Source organism: Agromyces solani (assembly GCF_058349925.1).
In genome coordinates, this window is record NZ_JBYRER010000001.1 from 1,424,583 (window position 1) to 1,451,365 (window position 26,783).

24 protein-coding genes, 2 tRNA genes and 1 riboswitch are annotated in these 26,783 nt (G+C 72.2%); of the genes, 17 read left to right on the forward strand and 9 right to left on the reverse strand.

Going from position 1 to position 26,783, the window contains the following annotated elements; all coding sequences use genetic code 11:
* Positions 1–111: 111 nt before the first annotated feature.
* Positions 112–2,691 (forward strand): alpha-glucan family phosphorylase, encoded by a 2,580-nt coding sequence (glgP, locus tag AC3RJ7_RS06530; RefSeq protein WP_491454991.1) that lies wholly within the window; start codon positions 112–114, stop codon positions 2,689–2,691.
* A 51-nt stretch (positions 2,692–2,742) separates the two neighbouring features.
* Here the strand turns inward: glgP and ybaK are convergent, their stop codons facing one another.
* Positions 2,743–3,243: a Cys-tRNA(Pro) deacylase gene (ybaK, locus tag AC3RJ7_RS06535; RefSeq protein ID WP_491455242.1), complete on the reverse strand. Its 501-nt coding sequence runs from the start codon at positions 3,241–3,243 to the stop codon at positions 2,743–2,745.
* Positions 3,243–5,327, reverse strand: a complete 2,085-nt coding sequence (glgX, locus tag AC3RJ7_RS06540) for a glycogen debranching protein GlgX (protein WP_491454992.1) — start codon at positions 5,325–5,327, stop codon at positions 3,243–3,245. The genes ybaK and glgX overlap by 1 nt, the downstream gene beginning before the upstream one ends.
* A 99-nt stretch (positions 5,328–5,426) precedes the next feature.
* On the opposite strand from glgX, the gene AC3RJ7_RS06545 reads away from it, so the two are divergent.
* The 15 genes from AC3RJ7_RS06545 to AC3RJ7_RS06615 all read left to right on the forward strand — a co-directional run bounded on the left by AC3RJ7_RS06545 (position 5,427) and on the right by AC3RJ7_RS06615 (position 21,145).
* Entirely contained in the window at positions 5,427–6,662 is a 1,236-nt protein-coding gene (locus tag AC3RJ7_RS06545; RefSeq protein ID WP_491454993.1) for a cysteine desulfurase family protein, read from the forward strand.
* Between the two features lie 65 nt (positions 6,663–6,727).
* A complete protein-coding gene (gene mnmA / locus AC3RJ7_RS06550) occupies positions 6,728–7,834 on the forward strand; it encodes a tRNA 2-thiouridine(34) synthase MnmA (RefSeq protein WP_491455243.1) in 1,107 nt (368 codons plus the stop codon).
* Between the two features lie 149 nt (positions 7,835–7,983).
* Positions 7,984–8,697: a hypothetical protein gene (locus tag AC3RJ7_RS06555; protein WP_491454994.1), complete on the forward strand. Its 714-nt coding sequence runs from the start codon at positions 7,984–7,986 to the stop codon at positions 8,695–8,697.
* Positions 8,698–8,871: 174 nt separating this feature from the next.
* Positions 8,872–11,190, forward strand: coding sequence for an NAD-dependent DNA ligase LigA (gene ligA, locus AC3RJ7_RS06560; protein ID WP_491455244.1), 2,319 nt, complete (start codon positions 8,872–8,874; stop codon positions 11,188–11,190).
* A gap of 107 nt (positions 11,191–11,297) precedes the next feature.
* Complete coding sequence (gene gatC / locus AC3RJ7_RS06565) at positions 11,298–11,600, forward strand: Asp-tRNA(Asn)/Glu-tRNA(Gln) amidotransferase subunit GatC (protein WP_244853770.1); 303 nt, start codon at positions 11,298–11,300, stop codon at positions 11,598–11,600.
* Entirely contained in the window at positions 11,597–13,138 is a 1,542-nt protein-coding gene (gatA, locus tag AC3RJ7_RS06570; RefSeq protein WP_491454995.1) for an Asp-tRNA(Asn)/Glu-tRNA(Gln) amidotransferase subunit GatA, read from the forward strand. Before gatC ends, gatA begins: the two co-directional genes overlap by 4 nt.
* On the forward strand, positions 13,138–14,661 hold the full coding sequence (gatB, locus tag AC3RJ7_RS06575; protein ID WP_491454996.1) for an Asp-tRNA(Asn)/Glu-tRNA(Gln) amidotransferase subunit GatB: 1,524 nt from the start codon (positions 13,138–13,140) through the stop codon (positions 14,659–14,661). The genes gatA and gatB overlap by 1 nt, the downstream gene beginning before the upstream one ends.
* 115 nt (positions 14,662–14,776) lie before the next feature.
* Positions 14,777–15,394 carry a hypothetical protein gene (locus AC3RJ7_RS06580; protein WP_491454997.1) on the forward strand — a complete coding sequence of 206 codons (618 nt, stop codon included), beginning with the start codon at positions 14,777–14,779 and terminating at the stop codon, positions 15,392–15,394.
* Between the two features lie 97 nt (positions 15,395–15,491).
* On the forward strand, positions 15,492–16,832 hold the full coding sequence (locus tag AC3RJ7_RS06585; protein ID WP_491454998.1) for a DNA polymerase IV: 1,341 nt from the start codon (positions 15,492–15,494) through the stop codon (positions 16,830–16,832).
* 10 nt (positions 16,833–16,842) lie between these two features.
* Positions 16,843–17,175, forward strand: coding sequence for a hypothetical protein (locus AC3RJ7_RS06590; protein WP_244853775.1), 333 nt, complete (start codon positions 16,843–16,845; stop codon positions 17,173–17,175).
* Between the two features lie 66 nt (positions 17,176–17,241).
* Positions 17,242–17,351, forward strand: a riboswitch (TPP riboswitch).
* A gap of 37 nt (positions 17,352–17,388) precedes the next feature.
* A complete protein-coding gene (locus AC3RJ7_RS06595) occupies positions 17,389–18,027 on the forward strand; it encodes an ECF transporter S component (RefSeq protein WP_491454999.1) in 639 nt (212 codons plus the stop codon).
* Positions 18,028–18,029: 2 nt separating this feature from the next.
* The gene (locus AC3RJ7_RS06600) at positions 18,030–19,514 is read left to right on the forward strand and encodes an ABC transporter ATP-binding protein (protein ID WP_491455000.1); all 1,485 of its coding nucleotides are present in this window, start codon (positions 18,030–18,032) and stop codon (positions 19,512–19,514) included.
* The gene (locus AC3RJ7_RS06605; RefSeq protein WP_491455001.1) at positions 19,511–20,302 is read left to right on the forward strand and encodes an energy-coupling factor transporter transmembrane component T family protein; all 792 of its coding nucleotides are present in this window, start codon (positions 19,511–19,513) and stop codon (positions 20,300–20,302) included. The genes AC3RJ7_RS06600 and AC3RJ7_RS06605 overlap by 4 nt, the downstream gene beginning before the upstream one ends.
* The gene (locus tag AC3RJ7_RS06610) at positions 20,299–20,883 is read left to right on the forward strand and encodes a nucleoside/nucleotide kinase family protein (RefSeq protein ID WP_491455002.1); all 585 of its coding nucleotides are present in this window, start codon (positions 20,299–20,301) and stop codon (positions 20,881–20,883) included. Before AC3RJ7_RS06605 ends, AC3RJ7_RS06610 begins: the two co-directional genes overlap by 4 nt.
* A 4-nt stretch (positions 20,884–20,887) precedes the next feature.
* The gene (locus AC3RJ7_RS06615; RefSeq protein WP_491455003.1) at positions 20,888–21,145 is read left to right on the forward strand and encodes a hypothetical protein; all 258 of its coding nucleotides are present in this window, start codon (positions 20,888–20,890) and stop codon (positions 21,143–21,145) included.
* A gap of 26 nt (positions 21,146–21,171) precedes the next feature.
* Here AC3RJ7_RS06615 and AC3RJ7_RS06620 read toward each other — a convergent pair whose 3' ends face one another.
* The 6 genes from AC3RJ7_RS06620 to AC3RJ7_RS06645 all read right to left on the reverse strand — a co-directional run bounded on the left by AC3RJ7_RS06620 (position 21,172) and on the right by AC3RJ7_RS06645 (position 25,177).
* On the reverse strand, positions 21,172–22,425 hold the full coding sequence (locus AC3RJ7_RS06620) for a D-alanyl-D-alanine carboxypeptidase family protein (RefSeq protein WP_491455004.1): 1,254 nt from the start codon (positions 22,423–22,425) through the stop codon (positions 21,172–21,174).
* A gap of 25 nt (positions 22,426–22,450) precedes the next feature.
* Positions 22,451–22,798, reverse strand: coding sequence for a metallopeptidase family protein (locus tag AC3RJ7_RS06625; protein ID WP_491455005.1), 348 nt, complete (start codon positions 22,796–22,798; stop codon positions 22,451–22,453).
* Positions 22,799–23,020: 222 nt separating this feature from the next.
* Positions 23,021–23,093 (reverse strand) — tRNA-His (locus AC3RJ7_RS06630).
* 44 nt (positions 23,094–23,137) lie between these two features.
* Positions 23,138–23,785, reverse strand: a complete 648-nt coding sequence (orn, locus tag AC3RJ7_RS06635; protein ID WP_491455006.1) for an oligoribonuclease — start codon at positions 23,783–23,785, stop codon at positions 23,138–23,140.
* Positions 23,786–23,853: 68 nt separating this feature from the next.
* Positions 23,854–23,926: transfer RNA gene (locus tag AC3RJ7_RS06640), tRNA-Arg, on the reverse strand.
* A 30-nt stretch (positions 23,927–23,956) separates the two neighbouring features.
* Complete coding sequence (locus AC3RJ7_RS06645; protein WP_491455007.1) at positions 23,957–25,177, reverse strand: cation:proton antiporter; 1,221 nt, start codon at positions 25,175–25,177, stop codon at positions 23,957–23,959.
* A 91-nt stretch (positions 25,178–25,268) separates the two neighbouring features.
* Between AC3RJ7_RS06645 and nadE the strand changes: the two genes are divergently transcribed.
* Positions 25,269–26,090: an NAD(+) synthase gene (nadE, locus tag AC3RJ7_RS06650; protein ID WP_491455008.1), complete on the forward strand. Its 822-nt coding sequence runs from the start codon at positions 25,269–25,271 to the stop codon at positions 26,088–26,090.
* Between the two features lie 13 nt (positions 26,091–26,103).
* Here nadE and AC3RJ7_RS06655 read toward each other — a convergent pair whose 3' ends face one another.
* Positions 26,104–26,772: a hypothetical protein gene (locus AC3RJ7_RS06655; protein WP_491455009.1), complete on the reverse strand. Its 669-nt coding sequence runs from the start codon at positions 26,770–26,772 to the stop codon at positions 26,104–26,106.
* Positions 26,773–26,783: the final 11 nt, after the last annotated feature.

The following is a 26,783-nucleotide window of genomic DNA, read 5'->3' on the forward strand; positions in this document are numbered from 1 at the left end:
AGCGCGTCGACCCCCGCAGGGCACCGAATCGGTCGGCGCGGGTCGGCCGCGACCACGCCGACGTCGCGAACGGTTCACACGCCCGACACACGCGCGACCTAGGGTGGAGCCGTGAAGTCGATCCGGAAGTTCACCGTCCGAGCCGTCGTCCCCGCCCGCCTCGGCGCCCTCGAAGAGCTCGCGGCGAACCTGCGCTGGGCGTGGCACGAGCCGACGCGGCGCCTGTTCGAGCACATCGACCCCGAGGCCTGGTCGCGCTCCGAGCGCGATCCCGTGACGTTCCTCGGCGAGGTCGATCCGGCCAGGATCGACGCGCTCGCCGCCGATGACGACTACGTCGCATGGGCTGAGCGGGAGCGGGACGGGCTCCGCCGCTATCTCGACGAACCCCGGTGGTACCAGGGACTCGAGGGCGGGCGGCCGGGCCTCGTGGCCTACTTCTCGCCCGAGTACGGCATCACCGCGGCGCTGCCCCAGTATTCCGGCGGGCTCGGCATCCTCGCCGGTGACCACCTCAAGGCCGCATCGGATCTCGGCGTCCCGATCGTCGCCGTCGGCCTCTTCTACAAGGCGGGGTACTTCGCGCAGTCGATCTCGTCCGACGGCTGGCAGCAGGAACGCTATCCGGCGCAGGACCCCGACGGCCTGCCGTTGGCCGTGCTCCGCCGGTCCGACGGGAGTGCGGTGCAGGTCTCGCTCGCGCTGCCCGACGGCGGCACGCTGAGCGCGCGCGTCTGGCGCGCCGCGGTCGGCCGGGTCGAACTGCTGCTGCTCGACACCGACGTGCCCGCGAACTCCGACGAGTACCGGGCGATCACCGACCGGCTGTACGGCGGCGGCAGCGAGCATCGGCTGCTGCAGGAGCTGCTGCTCGGCATCGGGGGCGTGCGGGCGCTGCGCGCCTGGGCGGAGCTCGTCGGCGCCCCGGCGCCCGAGGTCTTCCACATGAACGAGGGGCACGCGGGCTTCCTCGGCCTGGAGCGGATCTCGGCGTACATCGGCGAGGGGCTCACCTTCGCCGAGGCCCTGCAGCTCGTCCGCTCCGGAACGGTGTTCACGACCCACACCCCCGTGCCCGCCGGCATCGACCGCTTCGACCGCGCGCTCGTGGAGCGCTACGTCACGGAGGAGCTGCTGCCCGGCGTGGACGCGGCCGCAGCGCTCGCCCTCGGTGTCGAACCCGGGGCCGATCCCGCGACGAGCGCGTTCAACATGGCCGTGATGGGGCTTCGCCTCGCCGGGCATGCGAACGGCGTCTCGGAACTCCACGGGCGCGTCAGCCGTCGCATGTTCGGCGACCTGTGGCCGGGCTTCGACGCCGATGACGTGCCCATCACCTCGATCACGAACGGCGTGCACGCGCCGACGTGGACCGACCCGGCGCTCACGGCGCTCGCCGAGCGCACGCTCGGCACGGACGACGCCGAGCACGCCGACTGGCTGAGTCCCGCCGTCGGCGATGCCGAGCTGTGGGCGGTCAAGCGCGAGATGCGCGCCCGGCTCGTCGGCGACGCCCGCCGCCGGCTCGAGGCGGGCTTCATCGAGCAGCACGCGGGCGCGCCGGCGCCCGAGTGGATCGCGAACGCGCTCGATCCCGACGTGCTCACGATCGGCTTCGCGCGTCGCGTTCCCACGTACAAGCGCCTGACGCTCATGCTGCAGGACCCCGACCGGTTGACCGCGATCCTCACGAACCCGGAACGCCCCGTGCAGTTCGTCGTGGCCGGGAAGTCGCACCCCGCCGACGACGAGGGCAAGCGACTCATCCAGCGCCTCGTGCAGTTCGCGGCCCAGCCCGAGGTGCGGGAGCGGTTCGTGTTCCTGCCCGACTACGACATGGCGATGGCCGAGACGCTCTACCCGGGCTGCGACGTGTGGCTCAACAACCCGCTGCGACCCCTCGAGGCGTGCGGCACGTCGGGCATGAAGGCCGCGATGAACGCCGCCCTCAACCTGTCGATCCTCGACGGCTGGTGGGCGGAGTTCGCAGGCGACGACTTCGGCTGGGTCATCCCCTCGGCCGATGCCGCCGGTGACGCGGCCGAACGGGACGCGCGCGAGGCTGCCGCGCTCTACGACCTGCTCGAGCACCGGATCGTGCCCGCGTTCTACGACCGACCCGCCGACGCCGACGGTCGGGCGGGCTACTTCGAGCGCGATGCCGACCGCGTGCCGACCGAGTGGCTGCGCATGCTCCGCACGACGATGTCGCGGCTGGTGCCCGAGCTCGGTGCCGACCGCATGGTGCGCGAGTACGTCGAACGGCTGTACCGGCATGCGGCGGCGACGTTCGATCGCATGCGCGCCGACGACGCGCGCGGCGCCCGGGAGTTCGCGGCCTGGGCGGCGAGGGTCCGTTCCGCGTGGCCCGCGGTGAGGGTGCTGCACGTCGAGTCCGGCGGGCTCGACCAGCCGGTGGTCGGCGACGAGCTGCACGTGCGAGCCGAGGTGTCGCTCGGCGGGCTCGACCCGGCCGACGTGGCGGTCGAGCTCGTGTCGGGGCGGGGCCTCGCCGACGACTCGATCGGCGACCCCGTCCGCACGGCGCTCGCGCCCGTGGCCGGCGGCGAATACGAGGGCCTCGTCACGCTCGACCGTGCCGGCGCGTTCGGCTACTCGGTGCGGGTGGTGCCGTCGCATCCGCTCATGACGAACCCCGCAGAACTGGGGCTCGTCGCGGTCGCCGAATGACCGCGGCGCCGATCGTCGGGCTCCGCGTGAGGAATGCCACGACGAGCCGCATCAGCGCGTCCGGGCGATCGGGGCGTAGCGCGCCCCGGTGACGGCGACGAGGTCGTCGGGCGCGAGCTCGAGGTCGAGCCCGCGCCGACCGCCCGAGACGTAGATCGTCTCGCAGACGACCGCCGATTCGTCGAGCACGGTCGGCAGCGCGGTCTTCTGGCCGATCGGGCTGATCCCGCCGACGACGTAGCCCGTCTTGCGCTCCGCGACGCGCGGGTCGGCCATCTCGGCGCGCTTGCCGCCGAGCGCGGCGGCGAGCGCCTTCAGGTCGAGCTGCATGGCGACGGGCACGATCCCGACCGCGAGCGTGCCGTCGACCTCGGCGAGCAGCGTCTTGAAGACCCGGTCGGCGTCGAGGCCGAGCTTCTCCGCGGCCTCCAGGCCGTAGGCCGCCGCCCGCGGGTCGTGGTCGTAGGCGAGCACCGAGAACTCGATCCCGGCACGGGCGAGCGCGAGCGTCGCCGGCGTGCCCGACGCCGAGGCATCCGCGCGCTTCGCCATCATTCGCCGCCTTCGGCGCGGAAGAGGCGCATCGACGGGCCGGCGATGCGGATCCGATCGCCGGGCGCGAGCGGGGCCGCCGGTTCGAGGGCGGGCACCGGGGCCTCCTCGGCGGAGTCCCAGAGCTCCCGGTAGCCGGTGACGCCGTCGACGACGGGCAGCACGACGTCGGCCTCCGTCTCCCGGGCGTGCACGACGAGCAGGATGCGGTTGAAGGCCTCGGTCTCGGGCGTCGACGCCGCGACGAACTGCAGCGTGCGCTCGGCCGGCGAGTTCCAGTCGTCGAGGCCCATGGTCTCGCCGTCGGCGTTGAACCAGTGCATCTCCGACGCGCTCGGCGTCGTCTCGCCGTCGCGGGCGAAGCGGATCGGCCGCAGCGCCGGATTCTCGGCGCGCAGGCGCAGCAGGTGCTTCGCGGTCGCGAGCAGCTCGGGCGCGTGCCGGGGGCGCTCGGCGGCGTCCCATGCGAGCCAGGTGAGCGGCGAGTCGTGGCAGTAGGCGTTGTTGTTGCCACGCTGGCTGCGGCCGAACTCGTCTCCCGCGGTCAGCATCGGCACGCCCGCCGACAGCAGCAGGGTGCCGAGCAGGTTGCGGATGCTCCGCCGTCGCGCCGCGCGGACCGCGGGGTCCGCCGCCTCGCCCTCGATCCCGTGGTTGTACGAGTTGTTGCCGTCGGTGCCGTCGCGGTTCTGCTCGCCGTTGCCGAGGTTGTGCTTGACGTCGTACGCCGTGAGGTCGGCGAGCGTGAACCCGTCGTGCGCGGTGACGAAGTTCAGGCTCGCGAGCGGTCCGCGCTCGGGCGAGAAGGTGTTCGACGAGCCGGCGAGCCGGGTCGCGAAGCGGCCGATGCCGCTGCCCGGCGAGCCCGTCTGCCGCTCGCGGCGGAGGTCGCCGAGCCAGAAGTCGCGCATGCGGTCGCGGTAGCGGTCGTTCCACTCGCCGAACCCGGGCGGGAAGCCGCCCGTCCGCCATCCGCCGGGGCCGACGTCCCACGGTTCGGCGATGAGCTTCGTGGCGCCGATCACGGGATCGTCGAGCATGCCGCGGAGCAGCGGGTGGTCGGCCGTGAACTCGCCGTGGACGTCGCGTCCGAGGGTCGTCGCGAGGTCGAGCCGGAAACCGTCGACCCCGAGTTCGCCCGCGAAGTAGCGCATCGAGTCGAGCACGAGCCGCACGGATGCCTCGTGCCCGAAGTCGACCGTGTTGCCGCAGCCGGTCGTGTCGACGTAGCGTCCGTGGGCGTCGTGGCGGTAGTAGCTCGCGTTGTCGATGCCGCGGAAGCTGTAGGTCGGCCCCTCGCGGCCCTCCTCGGCGGTGTGGTTGTACACGACGTCGAGCACGACCTCGAGGCCCGCCTCGTGCAGGCGCCGCACCATGCCGGCGAACTCGCGGCGCACGGCGTGAGCGCCCTCGGCCTGCGCTGCGGCGCTCGCGTACGGCGCGTGGGCGGCGAAGAAGGCGAGCGTGTTGTAGCCCCAGTAGTTCGGCTTGCCCTGGCGCACGAGCCGTTGCTCGGAGACGAAGGCGTGCACCGGCAGCAGTTCGACCGTCGTGATGCCGAGCCCCGTGAGGTACTCGAGCGAGGCATCGTGCGCGAGGCCGGCGTAGGTGCCGCGGAGCGCTTCGGGGATCGCCGGGTTGAGCTTCGAGAACCCGCGCACGTGCGCCTCGTAGACGACGGTCCGGTCGAGGGGCACGCGGGGCTTCGCGACACCGCCCCAGTCGAAGCCCGCCTCGGCGAGGTCGCCGAGCACGACGCCGCGCCACGACCCGTCGTCGGCACGGGCGAGGCCGCGGGCGTACGGGTCGAGCAGCGTGTGCACGGGGTTGAACGCGTGGTCGAACCCGGCCGGCCCGTCGACCCGGAGCCCGTAGTGCGCGCCCGGCACGAGTGCGGCCGACTCGCCCGACCAGACGCCCCGGGCGTCGCGCGCGAGCGGCACGCGCTCGACCGCCCAGTCGAGGTCGTCGGGATCGAACACGACGAGGTCGACGCTCGTCGCATGCCCGGACCACACCCGGATGCGTCCGCCGCCGGCGTCGGCGCGGACGCCGAGTTCGTCGAGGGGACCGTGCGGAGGCATGCGATCTACAGTAGTTCTTGCCGGTGAGGCCGCCTGCAAGCGCGTGCAGGCGGCGCGCCGGGACATCCATCACGGACGGACGACGACGAAGGGCGGGCCATGGTCTACCTCGACCACGCGGCGACCACGCCGATGCTGCCCGAGGCGATCGAGGCGATGACCGCCGCGCTCGCCGTGGTCGGCAATCCGTCGTCGATCCACGGCGCGGGACAGCGGGCGAAGCGGCTGCTCGAGGAGTCGCGCGAGCGCGTCGCGGCGACGCTCGGCGTCGACGGCATCGAGGTCGTGTTCACGGGCAACGGCACCGAGGCCGTGAACCTCGCGATCAAGGGCCTCTGGTGGCAGCGGCGCGAGGATGCCTCGGCGGGTGCGGCGCGCCCGCGGATCCTCGTTCCCGCGGGGGAGCACCACGCCACCGTCGACACCGTCGACTGGCTCGCCGAGCACGAGGGCGCCGAGATCGTGGAGATCCCGCTCGACGAGGTCGGCCGGGTGCGGCTCGACGCGCTCGAGGCGGCGCTCGCCGACGCCGGGTCGGTCGCGCTCGTGACGATGCTGTGGGCGAACAACGAGGTCGGCACGATCCAGCCGGTCGAGGAGGTCGCACGCCTCACCGCCCGCGCCGGGGTGCCGTTGCACGTCGACGCGATCGCCGCGTACGGCCAGGTGCCGATCGACGTGCGCACGCTGCGAACGACGACCGGCGCGCCGCGCGGCGCGGGGCTCGTCGCGCTCAGCGTCTCGGCGCACAAGATCGGCGGACCCGCCGGGATCGGCGCGCTCGTGCTCGACCGGTCGGCGGCCGTCGAACCGCTCATCCACGGCGGCGGGCAGCAGCGCAAGGTCCGTTCCGGCACCCAGGACGTGGCCGCGGCCGCCGCCTTCGCCGAGGCCGCCGAGGCCGTCGCCGCCCGGCTCGACGACGACGCGGTGCGCATGGCCGGACTGCGCGATCGGGTGATCGCCGGCGTGATCGAGGCCGTGCCCTCGGCGCGGCTGTCGGGCGACATCGGCCCCGGCGCGACCGTGCGCCTGCCGGGCAACGTGCACTTCTCGTTCCCCGGCTGCGAGGGCGACTCGCTGCTCTTCCTCCTCGACGCCGCCGGGGTCGCGGTGTCGACCGGCTCCGCGTGCCAGGCCGGCGTGCCGGAGCCCTCGCACGTGCTCATGGCGATGGGCCGTACCGAGGCGGACGCCCGCGGCGCGCTGCGCATCACGCTCGGGCACACGTCGACCGAGGCCGACGTCGACGCCTTCCTCGCCGCCCTCCCCGCCGCGCACGCGCAGGCCGCCAAGGCCGGACTCGCCGGCCGCGCCACCTCGTTCGACCGCTGACGCCCGCCCGAGGCATCCGCTCAGACTGCCCTGCCTACACTGGAGGGGTGAAGGTCCTTGCAGCGATGTCAGGCGGCGTCGACAGCGCCGTCGCGGCCGCGCGCGCCGTCGAGGCCGGGCACGAGGTCGTCGGCGTGCACCTCGCCCTCAGCCGAATGCCGGGCACCCTGCGCACCGGCAGCCGCGGCTGCTGCACGATCGAGGACTCGATGGACGCGCAGCGCGCGGCGAACGTGCTCGGCATCCCGTACTACGTGTGGGACTTCTCCGAGCGGTTCAAGGCCGACGTCGTCGACGACTTCATCGCGGAGTACTCGGCGGGTCGCACGCCGAACCCGTGCATGCGTTGCAACGAGCGCATCAAGTTCGCAGCCCTGCTCGAGAAGGCGCTCGCCCTCGGCTTCGACGCCGTGGCGACCGGCCATTACGCGAAGGTCGTGACCGGCGACTCCGGCGCGCTCGAGCTGCACCGCGCGAACGCTGAGGCGAAGGACCAGTCGTACGTGCTCGGCGTGCTCACGGCGGAGCAGCTCGCCCACGCGTACTTCCCGCTCGGCGACACCGCGTCGAAGCAGCTCGTGCGCGAGGAGGCGGCGCGCCGCGGCCTCAGTGTCGCGCAGAAGCCCGACTCGTACGACATCTGCTTCATCCCCGACGGCGACACGAAGGGCTGGCTCGCCGACAAGGTGGGCACCGCGACCGGTGACATCGTCGATCGCACGGGCGCCGTGGTGGGCTCCCACGACGGTGCGCACGCCTACACGGTGGGCCAGCGGCGGGGCCTGCGCCTCGGCACCCCCGCGGCCGACGGCAAGCCGCGGTTCGTGCTCGAGGTGCGGCCGAAGGAGAACACCGTCGTCGTCGGCCCGAAGGCGGCGCTCGCCGTGGCCGAGGTCGCGGGGGCCAGGTTCTCGTGGGCGGGCCTCGATCCCGTCGCGTCGGGCATCATCACCGCGGCCGGCGAATCGTTCGACTGCGAGGTGCAGATCCGTGCGCACGCCGACCCCGTGCCCGCCGTCGCCGCGCTCGTCGACGGCGAGGTCGTCGTGACGCCCGCCGAGCCCCTCGGCGGCGTCGCCCCCGGGCAGACCGCCGTGATCTACGTCGGCTCGCGCGTGCTCGGCCAGTTCACGATCGACCGCACGGTGAGCGCCGTGCCCGTCGAGGCGTAGGCGCCCGTCCCTCCCCGCGGGCGGCGCCGCCCGGCGACGCGCGTCGTGGTCTCGGCCAGGCGGGTGCGCCTCGACCTCGCGACGGGCTTCACGTAGATTCGCCTCGGCGGCGCTACCCCCGGCGCCGTGCGAGATGATGAGGAGACCCCGTGTCCTACCCACGTGACTCTATCGATCCCATGGACTATCGGGCGCCCGCGGGCGAAGACCCGGCGGCCCCCTTCCGAAACCTCGACACCGGGCCCGTCACGACCGCCGAGACGCGACCCGCCCCCTGGATCGACGCCGCGGACACCATCACGATGGAGGAGATCGTCGAGCGCCAGCGCAGTCGATTCGGCGGCATCAAGGTCGGCTCGGCCTTCTTCGGCTGGCTCATCGCCATGGCCGTCTCGGCGATCGTCGTCGGATGCGCCGCCGTCACCGGATCGGCATTCGGGCTCGACGTGTCGCAGAGCCCGCGGGCCTTGACGGGCGACCTCCCGATCGATGCCGACACCGCCGTCTGGATCGGCGTCGGCGGGCTGCTCGCCGTGCTCCTGGCCGCCTTCTACTGCGGCGGGTACGTCGCCGGCCGCATGGCGCGCTTCAGCGGCATCGTGCAGGGACTCGCCGTCTGGGCGTGGGCGCTCCTCGCCGCGATCGCGGTCGCGGCGGTCGGCGTGCTGCCGGGCACGAGCGGCACCGTGCTCGGCTACGTCGACGGCTTCCCGCGGCTCCCGCTGCCCGAGGACGCGCTGGCGATCGCCCTCGTCGTCGTCGTCGTCGCCCTGGTCGCAGTGAGCATGGGCGGCGCCCTCCTCGGCGGCACGGTCGGCGTCCGGTACCATCGCCGCGTCGACGCGTCCGGACTGGAGGCGTAGCGGCATCCGGCTCGACGCGCCCGGTGGCCCGGCTCCCGCCTCGCGTGGCCGGGCACCGGGGTCGGCCTTCCGCCCCGTCCGTCGATCGGGCCCACGACTGTCGGACGGCCTCTCTAGGATTGGCCTGTGAGCGAGACGACCGTCGCCGGCGAGATCCCGGCCGAGTTCGAGTCCATGTCCTTCGAGGCCGCGCGAGCCGAGGCCGACCGCCTCACCGCCCGTATCGAGGCGGCCCGGCTCGCGTACTACGGCGACGGCGACTCCCCGCTCTCCGATGCCGAGTACGACGCCGACTTCCACCGGCTCGAGGCGCTCGAGCGCGCCTTCCCCGAGTTGGCGGGCCAAGACAGCCCGACCCAGCAGGTCGGGGCCGCGATCGTGCCGGCGGGCTTCCCCGAGCACGAGCACGCCGAGCGCATGCTCAGCCTCGACAACGTCTTCTCGATCGACGAGTTCAGGGATTGGGCGGCGAAGACCGCCGCCGCGGCCGGGCGGCCCGTGCGCTGGCTCTCCGAGCTCAAGATCGACGGGCTCGCGATCAGCCTCGCGTACCGCGACGGCGTGCTCGAGACGGCGACCACCCGGGGCGACGGCCGGGTCGGCGAGGACATCACCGAGAACGTCGACTTCATCCCGGTCATCCCGCGCCGGCTCACGGGCACGGGCTTCCCCGACTTCTTCGAGGTGCGCGGCGAGGTGTTCCTGCGCACGACCGACTTCGAGGCGCTCAACGCGCGCCAGCACGAGCTCCAGGCCGCCTACGAGGCCGAACAGCTCGCCAAGGGGCGCCCCGCCGACCAGATCCCGACCAAGTACCCCGAGTTCGCGAACGCCCGCAACACGGCGGCGGGCAGCCTGCGTCAGCGCCGCGAGAAGAAGAGCGGCCTCGAGCTCGAGCTCATGCGCGAACGGCTCGGCCGGCTCGACCTCTACCTGCACGGCATCGGCGCGTGGGCGCACCCCGACGTGACCGCCCAGTCCGAGATCTACGGCCTGCTCGCCGGCTGGGGGCTCCCGGTCTCCCCGCATTCGCGGGTGTTCGGCACGGTCGCCGAGGTCGCCGACTACATCGCCGAGCGCGGCGAGCACCGGCACTCGGTCGAGCACGAGATCGACGGCATCGTCGTCAAGGTCGACGAGCTCGCACTGCACGACGAGCTCGGCGCGACGAGTCGCGCACCGCGGTGGGCGATCGCGTACAAGTATCCGCCCGAAGAGGTGCACACCAAGCTCCTCGACATCGTCGTGGGCGTCGGCCGCACCGGTCGCGCCACGCCGTACGCCGTGATGGAGCCGGTGAAGGTCGCCGGCTCCACGGTGCGCCAGGCGACGCTCCACAACCAGCAGGTGGTCCGCGCGAAGGGCGTCATGATCGGCGACACGGTCGTGCTCCGCAAGGCAGGCGACGTCATCCCGGAGATCCTCGGCGCGGTCGAGCAGCTGCGCGACGGCAGCCAGGTCGAGTGGCACATGCCCGAGCTCTGCCCCGAGTGCGGTACGCCGCTGCGCGCCATGAAAGAGGGCGACATCGACCTGCGCTGCCCGAACGCCAGGTCGTGCCCGGCCCAGGTTCGCGGCCGCATCGAGCACATCGGCTCCCGGGGTGGGCTCGACATCGAGGCGCTCGGCGAGGTGACTGCGGCGGCGCTCACGCAGCCGTCGTTCCCCGCCGACCCGCCGCTGCCGACCGAGGCGGGGCTGTTCGACCTCACGATCGACGAGCTCGTCCCGATCGAGGTCGTCGTCCGCGACGCGGAGACCGGCGAACCGAAGGTCGACGAGACGACTGGCGAGCCGGTGAAGCGCGCCCCCTTCCAGAAGGTGCGGATCACCTACCCGCCGGGCACCGAGCAGCTGACCGCCGCCGAGCGCCGTGCCGCCGGCGTCAAGAAGGACTTCCGAGAACTCGGCCCCTCCGAAGCGGCGACGAAGCTCCTCGCCGAACTCGAGAAGGCGAAGACCAAGCCGCTCTGGCGCCTCATCGTCTCGCTCAACATCCGCCACGTCGGCCCGGTCGCGGCGCGCGCGCTCGCCGACTGGTTCGGCTCGCTCGAGGCGATCCGAGCGGCGAGCCGCGAGCAGCTCGCCGAGGTCGAGGGGGTCGGCGGCATCATCGCCGACTCGCTCATCGACTGGTTCGGCGTCGACTGGCACGTCGAGATCGTCGACCGGTGGGACCGGGCCGGCGTGCGCTGGTGGACGCCGGATCACCTCGGTCCGGGCGCTGCCGCGGAGGCGGGCGGGGTGCTCGCCGGCCTCACCGTCGTCGCAACCGGATCGCTCGAGGGCTTCACGCGCGAGGGCGCCCAGGAGGCCATCATCGCCGCGGGCGGCAAGGCGGCCTCGAGCGTCTCGAAGAAGACCGACTACGTGGCCGCGGGGCCGGGCGCCGGTTCGAAGCTCGCGAAGGCCGAAGAACTCGGCATCCGCGTGCTCGACGCCGCGCAGTTCGCCGTCCTCGTGACCGAGGGTCCGGCGGCGCTCGACGGGTGATCGGGTCGCCGGCGAGGCATCCTCGTCGGCTGGGACGCGGCGCAGGCGACGCCGGGGCCGCTCGAATAGACTTGCCGGTAATCCCGTCACGACACGTTCGGAGCAGCATGCCTGAAATCAGTGCCGAGCAGGTCGCGCATCTCGCGACCCTCGCTCGCATCGCGCTCACCGAAGAGGAGATCGCGCACCTCACCACCGAGCTCGGCCAGATCATGCAGGCCGTCGAGCAGGTGAATCGCGTCGCGACCCCCGAGGTTCCGCCCACCAGCCACCCCATCCCGATGCAGAACGTCTTCCGCGCCGACGTCGTGACCGACGACGTGCTCACCCCCGCGCAGGCGCTCGCCGGCGCCCCCGAGCGCGACGGCGACCGATTCGTCGTCTCCGCGATCCTGGGGGAGGAGCAGTGAGCCACGCCGACGACCTGATCCGCCTCAACGCCGCCGATCTGGCCGGCCGCCTCGCCGCCGGCGACGTCTCGTCCGTCGAGGCGACCCGGGCGCACCTCGATCGCATCGCCGCCGTCGACGGCGCGGTGCACGCGTTCCTCCACGTCGACGCCGAGCGCGCCCTCGCGGCCGCCGCAGAGGTCGACCGTGCCCGCGCAGCGGGGGAGTCGCTCGGCGAGCTCGCCGGCGTGCCGATCGCGATCAAGGACGTGCTCGTCACCGAGGGCATGCCCTCGACCTCGGGCTCGAAGATCCTCGAGGGCTGGATCCCGCCGTACGACGCGACCCCCGTCCGCAAGGTCCGCGAGGCGGGGCTCGTCCCGCTCGGCAAGACCAACATGGACGAGTTCGCGATGGGTTCGTCGACCGAGCACTCGGCGTACGGCCCGACCCACAACCCGTGGGACCTCGAGCGCATCCCGGGCGGCTCGGGCGGCGGCTCCGCCGCGTCCGTCGCCGCATTCGAGGCGCCGCTCGCGCTCGGCAGCGACACGGGCGGCTCGATCCGCCAGCCCGCCCACGTGACCGGAACGGTCGGCGTGAAGCCGACGTACGGCGCCGTCAGCCGGTACGGCTCGATCGCGCTCGCCTCGAGCCTCGACCAGATCGGCCCCGTCACGCGCACCGTGCTCGACGCAGCGCTCCTGCACGACGTCATCGCCGGGCACGACCCGCACGACTCCACGTCGATCGACGCCCGCTGGCCGTCGATGGCCGAGGCCGCGCGCAACGCCGACGTGAAGGGCCTGCGCATCGGCGTCGTGAAGGAGCTCGACTCCGACGGCTTCCAGGCGGGCGTCCGGCAGCGCTTCCACGAGTCCCTCGACCTGCTCGAGAAGCAGGGCGCCGAGATCGTCGAGGTCTCCGCGCCGAACTTCGAGTACTCGATCGCGGCGTACTACCTGATCCTGCCGGCCGAGGCCTCGTCGAACCTCGCCAAGTTCGACTCGGTGCGCTTCGGCCTGCGCGTGACGCCCGACGGCGGCGGCACGGTCGAGCAGGTCATGGCGGCCACTCGCGAGGCCGGGTTCGGCCCCGAGGTGAAGCGGCGCATCATCCTCGGCACGTACGCCCTGTCGGCGGGCTACTACGACGCCTACTACGGCAGCGCCCAGAAGGTGCGCACGCTCGTGCAGCGCGACTTCGACGCGGCCTTCGAGAAGGTCGACGTGCTCGCCACGCCGACCGCGCCGACGACGGCGTTCAAGCTCGGCGAGAAGCTCGACGACCCGCTCGCGATGTACCTGAACGACGTCGCGACGATCCCGGCGAATCTCGCCGGCGTGCCGGGCATCTCCGTGCCGTCGGGCCTCGCACCCGAGGACGGCCTTCCCGTCGGCATCCAGTTCCTCGCGCCCGCGCGCGAGGACGCACGCCTGTACAACGTCGGCGGCGCGCTCGAGCAGCTGCTCGTCGCCGAGTGGGGCGGGCCCATCCTCGCGAAGGCGCCCGACCTGTCGACCCATGAGCTCACCGCGACCGAGGAGGGCGCACTCTGATGGCGCGCGTCGAACTGATGGACTACGACAAGGCCCTCGAGCTCTTCGAGCCGGTGATCGGCCTCGAGGTGCACGTCGAGCTCAACACCGAGACGAAGATGTTCTCGCCGGCGCCGAACCCGGCCAACGAGAAGTACCACGGGGCCGAGCCGAACACGCTCGTCTCGCCGGTGTGCCTCGGCCTGCCCGGTTCGCTGCCGGTCGTGAACGGCGACGCGGTCGAGAAGTCGATCTCGCTCGGCCTCGCACTCGGCTGCTCGATCGCCGAGTCGAGCCGCTTCGCGCGCAAGAACTACTTCTACCCCGACCTCGCGAAGAACTACCAGATCTCGCAGTACGACGAGCCGATCGCGTTCGAAGGGTCGGTCGAGGTCGAGCTCGCCGACGGGCGCACCTTCCAGGTGCCGATCGAGCGCGCCCACATGGAGGAGGACGCGGGCAAGCTCACCCACGTGGGCGGCGCGACGGGCCGCATCCAGGGCGCCGAGTACTCGCTCGTCGACTACAACCGTGCGGGCGTGCCGCTCGTCGAGATCGTCACGAAGCCGATCTTCGGGGCCGAGGGCGACGCCCCCGAGCTCGCGAGGGCGTACGTGTCCACGATCCGCGACATCGCGCTCGCGCTCGGCATCTCGGAGGCGCGCATGGAGCGCGGCAACCTCCGCTGCGACGCGAACGTCTCGCTCCGCCCGCGGGGCGCCGAGAAGCTCGGCATCCGCACCGAGACGAAGAACGTGAACTCGTTCCGCTCGATCGAGCGCGCGGTGCGCTACGAGATCCAGCGGCAAGCCGCGATCCTCGCGAAGGGCGGCACGATCACGCAGGAGACGCGCCACTGGCACGAGGACACGGGCACGACGAGCCCGGGCCGACCGAAGTCCGACGCCGACGACTACCGCTACTTCCCCGAGCCCGACCTCGTGCCCGTGGTGCCGTCGGCCGAGCTCGTCGAGTCGCTGCGTGCGGCCCTTCCGGAGCCGCCGGCCGCCCGTCGGCGCCGGCTGAAGGCCGAGTGGGGCTTCACCGACATCGACTTCCAGGGCGTCGTGAACGGCGGACTCGTCAACGAGGTGGCCGCCACCATCGCCGCGGGCGCCACGCCCGCTGCGGCGCGCAAGTGGTGGACGGGCGAGCTCACCCGCATCGCGAACGCGAGCGAGACGGATGCCGCGTCGCTGGCCACTCCCGAGCAGGTCGCCGAGCTGGCGGCGCTCGTCGACGCAGGCACCCTCACCGACCGCCTGGCCCGCCAGGTGCTCGAGGGCGTCGTCGCGGGCGAGGGGTCGCCGCAGGAGATCGTCGACGCTCGCGGTCTCGCCGTCGTCTCCGACGACGGCGCGTTGATCGCGGCGATCGACCAGGCGCTGGCGTCGCAGCCCGACGTGCTCGAGAAGATCCGCGACGGCAAGGTGCAGGCCGCCGGTGCCGTCATCGGTGCCGTCATGAAGGCGATGCAGGGCAAGGCCGACGCGGCCCGCGTCCGCGAGCTCGTGCTCGAGCGCGCGGCTTCGACGGGGGCTTAGGCTCGCACGGCCGCTGGGAGCCGGACCGCAGGCGGATGCCGCGGCCCGGCTCTCAGCCGTTTCAAGGCGGGCACCGGGAGAATGCAGGTACACCTTCACGATCAGCGAGGACACCATGGGATTCTTCGACCGACTCTTCGGCACTCCCGAACCGCAGCGCCCTGTGCCGCCGCCCGCCCGCCCGCTCAGCAGCGACGAGCTCGCGATCGAGCGGTACCGGTACCTGCTGCGCACCGCTCCTCCGGAGGCGATCGAGCAGGTGCACGCCGAGGCGTTCGCGAAGCTCACGCCCGAGCAGCGCCAGCAGGTGTACCGCGCGCTCGCCGATCAGGCGCCGGCTGGGGAGCGGCTCGTGTCCGATGAGCCGAGTGCGCTCGCGCGGGCGGCGACGCGGCAGGAACTGCGCGCTCCGGGGAGCATGGAGCGCGCGTTCTCGAACGCCGCTCCGGCCGGCCAGCCGGGCATGCGCCCCGGCGGCCCGTCGTTCGGCTCGATGTTCGGCAGCTCGCTGCTCGGCTCGATCGCCGGTGTGGTCGTCGGTACGGCGATCGCCGACGCGATCCTGCCCGACCCGGCGTCGTTCGACGCGGGCGGCGCGGACGCGGGCGGAGCCGATGCCGGCGCTTCCGATGCCGGCGCCGTCGACGCGGGCGGCGACACGGGCGGCGACTTCGGCGGGTTCGGCGGCGATTTCGGGGGCGGCGACTTCGGCGGCGGCGACTTCGGATTCTGACGTTCCGACGAGCCTCCGCCCACCGGTCGTCGGATTGCCGGTGGGCGAGAGGGGCACCGGAACCGACGACGTCGGCGGGCCGGGATAGGGTCGCATCATGAGCAAGCAGGACGGCTCGTCGCGCCAGGTCACGACCGGCCCGGTCGACGACTCGGCCACACCGATCCTGCACGTCGACATGGACGCGTTCTTCGTCTCGGTCGAGCTCCTGAGCCGTCCCGAACTCCGCGGCAAGCCCGTGCTCGTCGGCGGCACCGCGGGTCGCGGTGTCGTCTCGGCGGCGAGCTACGAGGCACGCCGCTACGGCGTGAACTCCGCCATGCCGATGTCGGTGGCCCTGCAGCGCTGCCCGAACGCGATCGTGCTCCGCGGCGACTATGCGAGCTACTCGCGCTATTCGAAGCGGGTGATGGAGATCTTCGGCCAGATCACCCCGCTCGTCGAGCCCCTCTCGATCGACGAGGCGTTCCTCGATGTCTCGGGCGCGCGGCGGTTGCACGGCAGCCCCGCCGAGATCGCCTGGACCATCCGCGAGCGGGTGCGGAGCGAGACCGGGCTCACCTGCTCGATCGGCGTCGCGGCGACGAAATACGTCGCGAAGGTGGCGTCGGGCCGCGCGAAGCCCGACGGCATGCTCGTCGTGCCCGCCGCCGAGACCCTCGCGTTCCTGCATCCGCTTCCCGTGTCCGCGTTGTGGGGGGTGGGTCGAGTCACCGAGGAGTCGCTGACGCGGCTCGGACTGCGCACCGTGGGCGACGTCGCCGCGATGCCGCCCGAGGCACTCGAACGCGCGGTCGGCCCGGCACTGGCGGCGCGCCTCACCCGACTCGCCAACGGCATCGACGCCCGCGACGTCGAGACCGCCCGCTCCGAGAAGAGCATCGGGCACGAGGTCACCTTCGGTCACGACCTGACCGACCCCGAGCAGATCCGGCGCGAGCTGCTGCGGCTCTCCGACGACGTAGCCGTCCGGTTGCGCCGCGCGGGAGTCGTCGGCCGCACCGTCGTGCTCAAGCTGCGCTACGGCGACTTCCGTACCGTCACGCGGTCGCGAACGCTCGGTGAGCCGACCGACGTCGCTCGCCGCATCTACGACGAGGCGTCCGCCGCACTCGGCGAGCTCGTCGGGGACGGCGCCCGGATCCGGCTCATCGGGGTGCGGGCCGAGCAACTCCGTCCGTCGGGCACGGGCGCCGCCCTCTGGGACCCCGACGAGGAGTGGCGCGAGGCCGAACGGGCGATCGACGAGGTGACCGCGCGATTCGGGCGGGGTGCCGTCCGCCCGGCGGCGCTCGTGCGGCGCGGCGAGGCGGCGGCGCGCGTGGAGTCGATGCGGCGAAAGCCCGCCGGCGCGGTGGACGGGGCCCGTCAGGCGGCCGACGCGCGTGAGGCCGACGAGGGCCGCGCAGGGGTGGATCGAACGCAGTTCGGCGGGTAGCGTGGCCCTCATGGCTGATCTCGTCCTCGAACTCGCAGAGACCGTCGCCGGCGTGGGGGTCAAGACCTCGTACGGCGAGACCGTCGACCTCGACGGGACCAAGGTCGTGCCCGTCGCCCTCGGGTACTACGGCTTCGGCGCCGGCAGCGGCAGCGACGCGGGCGGCGACCAGGCCGGCGGCGGTGGCGGCGGCGGCCTCTCCATTCCGCTCGGCGCATACGTCGGCCGCGGGGGCGACGTCCGGTTCGAGCCGAACCTCATCGGCCTGCTGCTCGTGGCGACGCCGCTCATCTGGGTCACCGGCAAGGCGCTCAAGGCGGTCATCCGCGCACTCAAGCACTGACCCCCGCCCACGCGGGCGCCGCTCGTCCGTCACCCGGCGTCATGCCCGTGCGCCGCGCGTATACTCGTCGGTGAACACGGGAGTCCGGTGAGCCGGGCTGAGAGGAAGGTTCTCAACCTTCGACCGTCGAACCTGATCTGGGTCATGCCAGCGCAGGGAGGGCATCGATCTCAATATCCCGTGCCTCTTTCCAACGATCGAAAGGGCACGACAGTGCACGCAACCGCACCATCCACCGCCTCGTCCGCCGCAGGCAACGCACCCGCGCGCAACCTCCGCTGGCGCGTCGTCGACATCGTCGTCGGCGCGGTCGTCGGCGTGGCGACGGGCCTCCTGTTCCTGTTCTGGAACAACGTCGGCTACGCCTGGTTCATGGCGGCCGACGCCGTGACTCCGGGGCTCGGCGGCATCGCCGTCGGCATCTGGCTGATCGGCGGCGTGCTCGGCGGGCTCATCATCCGCAAGCCGGGCGCTGCGCTCTTCGTCGAACTCGTCGCGGCGATGGTCTCGGCCATCGTCGGCAACGTGTGGGGTCCTGAGGTGATCCTCTCGGGCCTCGCGCAGGGCATCGGCGCCGAGCTCGTCTTCGCGCTCTTCCGGTACCGCCGATTCGGACTGCTGCAGGCGATCCTCGCGGGGGCCGCCGCCGGCGCCGGCGCGTGGGTCCTCGAGCTGTTCACCTCCGGCAACCTGCAGAAGTCGGCGGAGTTCCTCGCCCTCTACTTCACCACGGTCGTCGTGTCGGGCGCCCTCCTGGCCGGCGCGCTCGGCTGGCTGATCGTCCGTGCGCTCGCGGCCACCGGTGCGCTCAGCCGTTTCGCCTCCGGACAGGAAGCGACACGACGGGTCTGACCGTGCAGGGCACCGTTCCATCGCCGACCCCGGCCGCCGTCGAGGCGCGCGGCTGGGGTTGGCGGCACGCCTCCCGCCTCCGACCGGCGATCGACGACCTCGACCTCCGCATCGCACCCGGCGAGCGGGTGCTCCTGCTCGGACCGAGCGGGGCGGGCAAGTCGACGCTCCTGCACGCCCTGGCCGGCGTGCACGGCGGTGACGACGAGGGCGAGGCCTTCGGCGAACTCCTCGTCGACGGGGTCGACCCGGCACGGGCCCGGGGAAGGGCCGGGCTCGTGCTGCAGGACCCCGACTCGCAGGTCATCCTCGCGCGCGTCGGCGACGACGTGGCCTTCGGGTGCGAGAACCTCGGCGTCCCGCGCGACGAGATCTGGCGACGCGTGCGCGACGCGCTCGACGAGGTCGGCCTGGACGTGCCGCTCGACCACCCGAGCTCAGCGCTCTCGGGCGGTCAGAAGCAGCGCCTCGCCCTCGCCGGCGCCCTCGCGATGCGACCCGGCCTGCTGCTCCTCGACGAGCCCACCGCGAACCTCGACCCGGACGGCATCCGCGAGGTCCGGTCGGCGGTCGAGCGCGTGCTCGATCGACACGGTTCGACGTTCGTCGTCATCGAACATCGCGTCGAGGTCTGGAGCGATCTCGTCGACCGTGTGATCGTGCTCGGCCGCGACGGCCGGCTCCTCGCCGACGGCGCACCGGCCGCGGTGCTCGAACGCGAGCGCGCCGCACTGCTCGCCGCCGGGGTATGGGTGCCCGACGAGCCGACCGATACGTCCGCGAGCCCGCTGCCCGACCGACCGGCGGGCGAGTGGGCGCTGTCGGCCCGCGGACTCGCCGTGGGCCGGCGCGGCGAGGTCGTGCAGCGCGGTCTCGACCACACTCTCCTGCGCGGAGCGAGCACCGTGCTCACCGGGCCGAACGGTGCAGGCAAGTCCACCCTCGCGCTCACCCTCGGCGGGCTCCTGCCCCCGATCGACGGCCGCGTCGAGGCATCCCCGGCGTTGTCGACGGGCCTGCGCGGCGACCCGATCGCCTGGCGCTCGCGCGAGCTGCTCACGCGTATCGGCACCGTCTTCCAGGAGCCCGAACACCAGTTCGTGGCGGCGACGGTGCGTGCCGAGCTCGAGGTGGCACCCCGGGCGCTGCGCCTGGGTGAACGCGAGACCGCCGACCGGGTCGACGACCTGCTCGCCCGGCTCCGCCTCGATCGCATCGCCCTCGCGAACCCGTTCACGCTCTCCGGCGGCGAGAAGCGTCGGCTTTCGGTCGCCGCCGTGCTCGCGGCGCGGCCGTCGGTGCTGATCCTCGACGAACCCACCTTCGGCCAGGACCGACTCACCTGGCTCGAACTCACGGCCCTGCTGCGCGGGCTCGTCGACGACGGCCTCGCGCTGCTGTCCGTCACGCACGACGCCGCCTACATCCGAGCGCTCGGTGACCGACGCATCAGGCTCGAGCTCGCCGGTGAACGGGAGTTCGCATGAGCACCGCGATCGGCCTCGAGAACGCGCCGCACCTGCACCTCGTCGACCGGGTGAACCCCGTCACGAAGCTCGCCGCAGCCATGCTGCTCACGCTGCCGCTCCTCTTCACGATCGACTGGGTGAGCGCCGCGACCGCCCTCATGATCGAGCTCGCGCTGTTCACCGCAGCGGGGGTGCGACCGCGGGTGCTCGTGCGACGGGCCTGGCCGATTCTCATCGCGGCTCCGATCGCCGGGATCAGCATGCTGCTCTACGGGCGCCCGTCGGGCGAGGAGTACTGGAGCTTCTGGCTCGCCCGCATCACCGAAGGGTCGATCGAACTCGCGATCGCGGTCACCGTGCGGGTGCTCGCGATCGGGCTGCCGGCGGTGCTGCTGTTCCTGCGCGTCGACCCGACCGAACTCGCCGACGGTCTCGCGCAGGTCTGGCGATTGCCGAGCCGTTTCGTGCTCGGCGCGCTGGCCGGCGCGCGCCTCGTGGGGCTCTTCATCGAGGACTGGCAGGCCATGGCCCTCAGCCGTCGCGCGCGGGGCATCGGCGACACGGGGGTGCTGCGACGGTTCGCGACCATGGCGTTCGCCCTGCTCGTGCTGGCGATCCGGCGCGGCTCGAAGCTCGCGACGGCGATGGAGGCGCGCGGCTTCGGCAGCGACACCCCCCGCACGTGGGCACGGGAGTCGACGATCGGCCGGAGCGACTGGGCGCTCATCGCGATCGCCGGCGCGGTCGCGGCGACCGCCGTCATCACCGCGATCGCCGCCGGCAAGTTCCACCCGGTGTGGGCGTGAACGGCACCACGGCGGCGCTCGCGCGGGTGCTCGCCGTCGCGCACCGTCGAAGCCCGGGATCGTCGCCCGTGACGATCGCGATCGACGGACCGAGCGGGACCGGGAAGTCGACCCTCGCCGATGAGCTCGCCCGCGGACGGCGCGGTGCGCCCGCACCGGAGATCGTGCGGCTCGACGCCGTGTATCCGGGTTGGCTCGGGCTCGCCGCCGCAGCGGGCTCGCTCGATCGGACGCTGCTCGCACCGCTCGCCCGTGGCGTGCCGGGCGGCTGGCGCTCGTGGGACTGGGCGCTCGACCGCCCGGCCGAGCGCGAGCACCGCTTTCCCCGGCGGCCGCTCATCGTCGAGGGCTGCGGGGCGTTCGAGGCGACCGCCGGGCGGGACGGCGTCGTGCGCGTCTGGTTGCGCGCGGGGGAGGCGACGCGCAAGCGTCGCGCCCTCGAACGCGACGCCGGCGCCTTCGACCCGTTCTGGGACGTCTGGGAGACCGAGTGGCGCCGGTACGTGCATCGAACCTCGCCCGTGCGACGGGCTCACCTCGTCCTCGAACTGCCCGAGGCGGCGTCGCGAGGGCTACGGTAGTGATATGAGTGCAGATTCGGTCGGCGCCCAGTACGTCGCAGAGTTCATCGACGGACCGCTCGAGGGCGAGTTCGACCATCGCGCGCTGGTCGGCGGCAGGCCCGAGTCGCGGGTCGGCATGGTGGCCGCGGTCGACGGCCTCGAATCGCTGTTCTGGTACGACGCGGTCGACGAGCGCCAGGTCGGCGGCGAACTGCGGGTCCGTTTCAGCTTCGACGCCGACGACTCCGACCCGGTCGAGTCGGACGACGAGAACGACTGAGGCGGGCCGCCGGGCGACCCGGCGGGTCAGCCGGCCTGGCTGTCGACGAAGGCGTCGATGAGGACGAACGGGTGCGCAAGCCGCCAGAGCAGCCCCGGGTCGTCGATGTCGGCCGACAGCTCGAGCTCGCTGCCGATGTCGCCGTTTGCGGTCGGCACGGTCACCGTGCCGACCGTACGCCCGGCGCGCGCGGTCGTGAACGGTTCCACGACGATGGATGCCTCGCCCGGGTCGCTGCCCCACGCAGCGTCCGTCCGCTCGGTGCGGGCGATCAGCTCGGCTTCGTCGCCCCACGCGGTCTCGACGGTGCCGTAGCTCGCACCCTCGGCGATCACGGTGATCGGAGCCGCCGATGCGGCGACCGACTCGTACGCCGCGACGGCCGCGGGATCCAGCGTCTCGTAGTCGGGCATCGTCGTCATCGCTCCGACGATCCGACGCGGTTCGTCGTCTGCGCCCCGGACCGTGGCGGTGAAGATGAAGCAGACTCCCGCCTCGTCCGTATAGCTGCGCGAGAGGGCGCGGAGCCCCTCGTCGCCGAGGTGGTCGATGACGTCGGGCACGTTGCGCGAGGTCGGGTCGCTGCGCTCGGGGTCGGCGATCAGGGCGGCGAGCTGCGGATTCGCGAGCGCCATCGCCCCGAGTCGGGCGAGCTCCTCGGCGCTGCCGACGTTGTCGGACGACAGGCCGGTCGCGTCGGCCACCCTGGTCGACTCGAAGCCCTCGGACTCGAGCCACGCGTTCGCCTTCGCGACGTAGCCGTCGACGCTGCCGAACGCCCAGCGGGCGAGCGTGTCGGCGTGATTGTTGCTGGAGGCGAAGAGCACGGCACGAACGACGTCGCGCTCCGACCAGCTGTCTCCGGGGGAGACCTGGAGGGTGCGATTGCCGGCCTTCGAGTGATCGAGATAGCCCGTGTAGTCGGCGGGCCCGATCTTGATCGACGGGCCGGGGCCATCGTCGGGCAACGGCAGCGAATCGAGTGTCGCGAGCACGGCAACGAGCTTGGCCGCCCCGCCGATCGGCACGACGCCGGTGTCGCCGCCGGTCGCGAGGGTCGACGACGTGCCGTCCTCGTCCACGAGGACCAACGCGCTCGCACCGGTCTCGGGAAGCACGATCGGAGCCGGCTCCTCGGCGGTGCCGGCTCCGCCCGACGCGACGTGGACCTCCGCCGAGGGAAGCGGGCCGAGCAGCATGGCAGGACCGTAGACGCCGATCGCGAGGATCGCGACGGCGCCGATGGCGATGCCGACGATGCGGCCGGGGGACAGGCTCATGACGTTCAGGGTATCCCGGTCGAGCTCACGCCCAGCCCAGCTCGTGCAGGCGCTCGTCGTCGATGCCGTAGAAGTGCGCGATCTCGTGCACGAGCGTCACGTGGATCTCGTCGCGGAGTTCTTCTTCATCGGCGCAGATCGCGAGCAGCGGCTCGCGGTAGAGGATGATGCGGTCGGGCATCTCGCCGAACCCGTAACGGTCGCGCTCGGTCAGCGCCCAGCCGTCGTAGAGGCCGAGAAGGTCGAGGGAGCCGTCCTCAGGGCGGTCCTCGACGACGAAGACGACGTTCTCGAGACCGTCCACCATGTCGTCGGGCAACTGGTCGAGCTCATCGACGACGAGAGCTTCGAAGGCCTCGGCATCGAGTTCCACAATCGGCTCCGTCGGGTCGGTCGGCGCTGCATCGGTCTACGAATGCACGAAACGCGGGCCACTCGGGCCCGCGCTTCGCACAGTATCAGAGTGAGTCACCGGTTTGAACCCGCGCGACCCTGTGCTTGGACCTGTACCGCGACCAAACGCTCTTCGGGTGAGTAACGGGTGTTGAACCCGCGACCCTGTGCTTGGACCTGTACCGCGACCAAGCGCTCTTCGGGTGAGTAACGGGGCTTGAACCCGCGACCTCCTGGACCACAACCAGGCGCTCTACCAACTGAGCTATACCCACCATGTGTCGACCGCCGGGGCGATCAGGACAACGGATAGAGCCTACTACACGTTGGACCCCTGCTCGAACACGTCGGCCCCCTGCTCGAACTCGGCGACGACCTCTGCGGCGAGTGCCTGGAGTTCGTGGCTCGCCGGGCCGGGGTCTGCCACGAACACCGCGCGGCGGTAGTAGTGGAGCTCTCTGATGGATTCGAGGATGTCGGCGAGGGCGCGGTGACCGCCGTTCTTCGGAGGCGAGTTGAAGTACGCCCGGGGGAACCAGCGCTTGGCCAGCTCCTTGATCGACGAGACGTCGACGTTGCGGTAGTGCAGGTGGGCGTCGAGTCGCGGCATGTACTTCGTGAGGAATGCGCGGTCGGTGCCGATCGAGTTGCCGGCCAGCGGCGCCTTCTGCTCGTCCGGCACGTGCTTGAGGACGTACTCGAGCACCTGGTACTCGGCCTCGGCGACGGACACCCCGTTCGGGATCTCCTCGATGAGGCCCGACGTCGTGTGCATCTGCCGGACGAACTCGCCCATCGACTCCAACGCGCTCGCGTCGGGCTTGATGACGATGCTGAGTCCGCCGTCGACGGGACGGAGGTCGTAGTCGGTGATCACGACCGCGATCTCGACCAGTTCGTCGACCTCGAGGTCGAGCCCGGTCATCTCGCAGTCGATCCAGACCAGTCTGTCGCTCGAGGAAGCCATGCCGCGAGTCTATCCGTCGGCGCTGACAGCGCCGTTCGGCGTCGCGTCGCGGCATCCCGTGTCGTCGGTGCCCCCGGCAGGAATTGAACCTGCGACCAAGAGATTAGAAGGCTCCTGCTCTATCCGCTGAGCTACGGGGGCGGTCTCGGCAAGCATACCCGTCGAGGGCGGTCAGCCCTCCGTGGGCACGTGCACGTCGTCGGTCATGGCTCGCTCGCGCGACGCGTCGCCGCGCCGGCGGATCATGAGGGCGATGAGCGGGAAGAGCAGGACGGAGAGCATGCCCGCGCCGACGAGCGCGGCCGCCGTGCCGCTCGAGAGATCGCCGGCGTCGACGCCGATCGCGGTGACCGCGACGATGATCGGGAGGCCTGTCGCGCCGAGCAGCGCGGTCGCGGCGAGGTCGCGTCGGCTCGACCCGGCCGGGGCGCCGAGCATGGACGGCAGGCCGCGCACCACGAGCAGCAGCACGAGGAAGATGGGCAGCATGGCCGTCGTCCGCCCGTCGGCGAAGAGCGCCTCGAGGTCGAACGTGATGCCGGTGTTGATGAAGAACATCGGCACGAGGAAGCCGTAGCCGACGGCTTCGAGCTTCGATTCGATCGCCTCGGCGTCGCGCTCGGGTGCGCCGTTGAGCAGGAGCCGGTACAGCACGCCCGCCGTGAAGGCGCCGAGGAGCATGTCGAGATCGAGGACGATGCTGAGGGCGACGAGCGCGAGCAGGATGAAGATGACGAGCCGCACGGCGAACTGGCCGCTCGTGTGGAGCGTCGAGGTGATCACGGCGTGCAGGCGCTTGCCGTGACCCTTCGCGGCGAGCCAGATGGCGATGCCGGCGACGACGGCGAAGGCGACGAGCACGATCGCGGCGACGAGTGGGGAGCGGCCGCTCAGGAAGAGCGAGATGGCGAGCAGCGGGCCGAACTCGCCGACCGCGCCGATCGCCAGCACCGAGATGCCGAACGGCGTCGTGAGGTCGCCCGAGTCCCGCAGCACGGGCATGAGGGTGCCGAGGGCGGTGGACGTGAGCGAGATGCCGATGAACGCGGCGGCCGGGAGGTCGGGGGCGAACAGCACCGCGATGCTGATCCCCGCGGCGAGCGAGATGATCCACCCGATCGCCGCGCGACTGAGCGGGCGCCCGCGAACCGCCCGGAAGTCGATCTCGTTGCCGGCGAGGAAGAACAGCATGGCGAGGCCGAACTCCGAGAGCATGCTCAAGAACTCGTGCGGCACGATCCAGCCGAGCACGGCGGGGCCGAGCAGCAGGCCGAGCACGATCTCGAACACCACGAGGGGGATCGCCACCCACCGTCCGAGGCCCCTGACGATCAGGGGCGCGGCGACCGCGATCGCCGGCACGAGCACCATCGTGCTGATCGAGTACTCCACGGGACCTCCTGGGTGGGCGGGCTTCTGTCGCGATGCTAGTGGAGCGTCCGCGTGTTTCCCGGCCGTAACACGGCGACGGTATCGTCGGGGCATGCGAGACCTGCAGGCGCGAATCATCGCCGAGCTCAACGTGAACCCGAAGATCGACGCCGCTGCCGAGGTGCGGCGGCGGGTCGACTTCCTGAAGGCGTACCTCCGGGCGGCGCACGCTCGCGGCTTCGTCCTCGGCATCAGCGGAGGACAGGACTCGTCGCTCGCCGGCCGGCTCTGCCGGATGGCCGTCGCCGAGCTCGTCGATGAGGGGGTCGAGGCCCGCTTCGTCGCCGTCCGCCTGCCGTACGGCGTCCAGCACGACGAGGACGACGCCCAACTCGCCCTGCGATTCGTCGAACCGCAGGAGACGGTGGTGTTCGACATCAAGCCGGGCGTCGACCGTGTCGCGGCGGAGTTCGCCTCGGCGGTCGACGCACCGCTGAGCGACTTCGGCAAGGGCAATGTCAAGGCACGCATGCGCATGGTCGCCCAGTACGCGCTCGCGGGCGAGGGCGGCCTGCTCGTGGTCGGCACCGACCACGCCGCCGAGGCGCTCACCGGGTTCTTCACGAAGTTCGGCGACGGCGGAGTCGACCTCGTGCCGCTGACGGGACTGACCAAGCGGCAGGGTCGAGCGCTCCTCGAAGAGTTGGGGGCCCCCGAACGTCTCTATCTCAAGGTGCCGACGGCCGACCTGCTCGACGGGGAGCCGGGTCAGGCCGACGAGGCGAACCTGGGCCTGAGCTACCGCGACATCGACGCGTACCTCGAGGGGGCGGACATCGCGCCGGAGACCGCCGAGAAGATCGAGGCCCGGTACCTGCAGACGCGCCACAAGCGCACCGTCCCGGCGTCGCCGTTCGACGACTGGTGGCGGTGATCGGGCCGACGGGTCAGCGCTGCGGCTCGGCCTCGGTGAGCGCCGTGCCCGTCGAGGCGTCGTCGGGGAGCGTCGGAGTGGGGGCGGTCGTCGGCTCGGCGGTGTCGGCGCCGACGCGGTAACGGTCGTGGTGCTGTTCGGCCACCCAGGTGTCCTGCGCATCGATGGTGCCCTGTTCGGGCTGCTGCCGCTGCGTGCGCCAGCGGTCGAGGTCGTTCTGGAACTGCCGCCGAGTCCGGCCGGGGTGGCGCTGCCACTCGAGGAGCCGATCGCGGAACTCGACGACGGCCGGGTCGAGCTGGTAGCCGAATGTCGCCGAAGCGCGCTTCAGCTCGTGCAGCTGGTGGGCGGCCCAGTTCGCCGCGACGTCGGATCCTCGAATCGGGAGCAGTCGAACGACGATGTCGGCCTGCCCGACCGTGCGATCGGCGAGCACCTGTTCCTGCGGGGTCAGCGAGTTCCAGACGGATGCTTCGGTGGCCGCGTCGACGAGCGCCGCGATCGCGGCGGCCTTGGCCTCGCGGTCCCGTTGGCCGACGATCCGTCGCACGGCGGACGTCGAGATCCATGCGGCGAGCAGGCCCGCCGCGAGTACCGCGACGAACAGCACGATCGCGGAGAACACGGCCGTCTGCGATGTGCTCGAGGTCAGCCAGGAGATGAAGTCGTTCCACCACTGCATGGCCGCAGGCT